The sequence below is a fragment of the Lysinibacillus sp. NPDC056220 genome (assembly GCF_049315265.1).
Taxonomy (GTDB): Bacteria; Bacillota; Bacilli; order Bacillales_A; family Planococcaceae; genus Lysinibacillus; species Lysinibacillus pinottii.
Genome location: NZ_JBMOXD010000021.1, coordinates 1 through 2991, shown reverse-complemented (window position 1 = coordinate 2991; position 2991 = coordinate 1). Strand labels below are relative to the sequence as shown.

General features: G+C 52.1%; 1 rRNA gene. It reads right to left on the bottom strand.

Annotated features, from left to right (window positions below):
• Positions 1-45: 45 nt before the first annotated feature.
• A 23S ribosomal RNA gene (locus ACOZBY_RS21785) occupies positions 46-2973 on the bottom strand.
• Between the last annotated feature and the right edge of the window lie 18 nt (positions 2974-2991).

Below are 2991 nucleotides of genomic sequence, written 5' to 3'. Positions count from 1 at the left end.
TTCTTTCAAAACTGGATAAACGGTTCATTGAATGCTTCAAACTTTTTGGTTAAGTCCTCGATCGATTAGTATTCGTCAGCTCCATGTGTCACCACACTTCCACCTCGAACCTATCTACCTCATCGTCTTTGAGGGATCTTACTTACTTGCGTAATGGGAAATCTCATCTTGAGGGGGGCTTCATGCTTAGATGCTTTCAGCACTTATCCCGTCCACACATAGCTACCCAGCGATGCCTTTGGCAAGACAACTGGTACACCAGCGGTGTGTCCATCCCGGTCCTCTCGTACTAAGGACAGCTCCTCTCAAATTTCCTACGCCCACGACGGATAGGGACCGAACTGTCTCACGACGTTCTGAACCCAGCTCGCGTACCGCTTTAATGGGCGAACAGCCCAACCCTTGGGACCGACTACAGCCCCAGGATGCGATGAGCCGACATCGAGGTGCCAAACCTCCCCGTCGATGTGGACTCTTGGGGGAGATAAGCCTGTTATCCCCGGGGTAGCTTTTATCCGTTGAGCGATGGCCCTTCCATGCGGAACCACCGGATCACTAAGCCCGTCTTTCGACCCTGCTCGACTTGTAGGTCTCGCAGTCAAGCTCCCTTGTGCCTTTACACTCTACGAATGATTTCCAACCATTCTGAGGGAACCTTTGGGCGCCTCCGTTACCTTTTAGGAGGCGACCGCCCCAGTCAAACTGTCCGCCTGACACTGTCTCCTGCCCCGCTAAGGGGCATGGGTTAGAATTTCAATACAACCAGGGTAGTATCCCACCGACGCCTCCTTCGAAGCTGGCGCTCCGAGATCTCTGGCTCCTACCTATCCTGTACAAGTTGTACCAAAATTCAATATCAGGCTACAGTAAAGCTCCACGGGGTCTTTCCGTCCTGTCGCGGGTAACCTGCATCTTCACAGGTACTATAATTTCACCGAGTCTCTCGTTGAGACAGTGCCCAGATCGTTACGCCTTTCGTGCGGGTCGGAACTTACCCGACAAGGAATTTCGCTACCTTAGGACCGTTATAGTTACGGCCGCCGTTTACTGGGGCTTCAATTCGCAGCTTCGCTTGCGCTAACCACTCCTCTTAACCTTCCAGCACCGGGCAGGCGTCAGCCCCTATACGTCACCTTACGGTTTTGCAGAGACCTGTGTTTTTGCTAAACAGTCGCCTGGGCCTATTCACTGCGGCTCTCATGCGCTTGCACGCTCAAGAGCACCCCTTCTCCCGAAGTTACGGGGTCATTTTGCCGAGTTCCTTAACGAGAGTTCTCTCGCACACCTTAGGATTCTCTCCTCGACTACCTGTGTCGGTTTGCGGTACGGGCACCTCTCACCTCGATAGAGGCTTTTCTTGGCAGTGTGAAATCAGGAACTTCGTCCATACGGACTCGCCATCACAGCTCAACGTTACAGTGTGCGGATTTGCCTACACACACGCCTTACTGCTTGGACGCGCATAACCAACAGCGCGCTTACCCTATCCTACTGCGTCCCCCCATTTCTCAAACGGTGAGGAGGTGGTACAGGAATATCAACCTGTTGTCCATCGCCTACGCCTATCGGCCTCGGCTTAGGTCCCGACTAACCCTGAGCGGACGAGCCTTCCTCAGGAAACCTTAGTCATACGGTGGACGGGATTCTCACCCGTCTTTCGCTACTCATACCGGCATTCTCACTTCTAAGCGCTCCACCAGTCCTTCCGGTCTGACTTCAACGCACTTAGAACGCTCTCCTACCACTGACATCGTAGATGTCAATCCACAGCTTCGGTGAATCGTTTAGCCCCGATACATTTTCGGCGCAGCGTCACTCGACCAGTGAGCTATTACGCACTCTTTAAATGATGGCTGCTTCTAAGCCAACATCCTGGTTGTCTGTGCAACGCCACATCCTTTTCCACTTAACGATTACTTTGGGACCTTAGCTGGTGGTCTGGGCTGTTTCCCTTTTGACTACGGATCTTATCACTCGCAGTCTGACTCCCGTGTATAAATATCTGGCATTCGGAGTTTGTCTGAATTCGGTAAACCGGGATGGCCCCCTAGTCCAAACAGTGCTCTACCTCCAGTATTCTCATCACGAGGCTAGCCCTAAAGCTATTTCGGAGAGAACCAGCTATCTCCAAGTTCGATTGGAATTTCTCCGCTACCCACACCTCATCCCCGCACTTTTCAACGTGCGTGGGTTCGGGCCTCCAGTAAGTGTTACCTTACCTTCACCCTGGACATGGGTAGATCACCTGGTTTCGGGTCTACGACCACGTACTATTTCGCCCTATTCAGACTCGCTTTCGCTGCGGCTCCGCCTTCTAAAGCTTAACCTCGCACGTAATCGTAACTCGCCGGTTCATTCTACAAAAGGCACGCTATCACCCATTAACGGGCTCTAACTACTTGTAGGCACACGGTTTCAGGATCTCTTTCACTCCCCTTCCGGGGTGCTTTTCACCTTTCCCTCACGGTACTGGTTCACTATCGGTCACTAGGTAGTATTTAGCCTTGGGAGATGGTCCTCCCGGATTCCGACGGAATTTCACGTGTTCCGCCGTACTCAGGATCCACTCAGGAGAGAACGAACTTTCGACTACAGGGCTTTTACCTGCTCTGGCGGACCTTTCCAAGTCGCTTCATCTAACTCGCTCTTTTGTAACTCCGTATTGAGTGTCCTACAACCCCAAGAGGCAAGCCTCTTGGTTTGGGCTCTTCCCGTTTCGCTCGCCGCTACTCAGGGAATCGATTTTTCTTTCTCTTCCTCCAGGTACTTAGATGTTTCAGTTCCCTGGGTCTGCCTTCAAGACGCTATGTATTCACGTCAAGATACTACGCGATTAAACGTAGTGGGTTCCCCCATTCGGAAATCTCCGGATCAAAGCTCACTTACAGCTCCCCGAAGCATATCGGTGTTAGTGCCGTCCTTCTTCGGCTCCTAGTGCCAAGGCATTCGCCGTGCGCCCTTAATAACTTAACCTATCAGCTTTCCATACAC